The following is an 869-nucleotide window of genomic DNA, read 5'->3' as shown; positions in this document are numbered from 1 at the left end:
CTTTTCCATCCTGATCTTGCAGGTGGGGTGGGCTCAGGCATGGGTGAAGCCCTTGGTAGACAGGTCGTCAACCACGATCAACAAGTCTGACCAAGGGCTTCACATGCTGTTGTATCCATCCGCGATGACGTTGTCCAATCGCACCCTGGACTACGTCGCCCGGCTGATCCGCCGCCACCGCAGCAGCATCGGGTCCCGCTGGCGTCGCCTGCCCAGCAACCGCCAGGCCCTGCTGGTACTGGCGCACTTACGCAACGGCGACACCTAACCAGCGACTCGCCACCGGGTTCGGCATCGGCCTGGCCACCGCCTACCGCTACATCCGCGAAACCACCGACCTGCTCGCCGCACGAGCACCCAGCCCCGGCCGCGCCGTCACCCGGCTCGCCGGGTCCTTCTCCAACTACGCACTGCTGGACGGCACCGTCATCCGCATCGACCGCTGCGGTGACCGCGAGCGCCTGAAAACCTGCTACAGCGTCAAACCCGCCACCACGGCATCACCGTGCAGGTCCTCACCGACCCCTACGGCCGGCTCGCCTGGGTCTCCGACGGACTACCCGGCTCGGTCTACGACCTGACCGCCGCCCGCACTCACGGCATCCTCGACACCTGCCGCGACGCAGGACTGCAGCTCGTCGCCGACCGCGGCTACATCGGCGCCGGCGAGGGCGTCCACCTGCCCTACCGCCGCTACAAAAACGAGTTCACCCCAGGCAGACGCGCCGCCAACCGCGCCCACTCCGCCCTCCGCTGCCTGGTCGAACGCGGCATCGCCACCCTCAAGAACTGGCGCGTCCTCACCCGAGTCCGCGCCAGCCCCGAACGGGTCACCCACTACGCCCGCGCCATCCTCACCCTCGAACAAC

Annotated in this window: 1 pseudogene; it reads left to right on the top strand. The window is 67.9% G+C overall.

Annotation, left to right across the window (positions count from 1 at the left end):
• Window positions 1-103: 103 nt before the first annotated feature.
• Window positions 104-869: pseudogene (locus FXN61_RS49705) on the top strand (transposase); the annotation flags it as partial.

Source organism: Lentzea indica (assembly GCF_012184385.1).
GTDB classification, from domain to species: Bacteria; Actinomycetota; Actinomycetes; order Mycobacteriales; family Pseudonocardiaceae; genus Lentzea; species Lentzea indica.
This window is presented reverse-complemented; position numbering and strand designations above follow the sequence as displayed.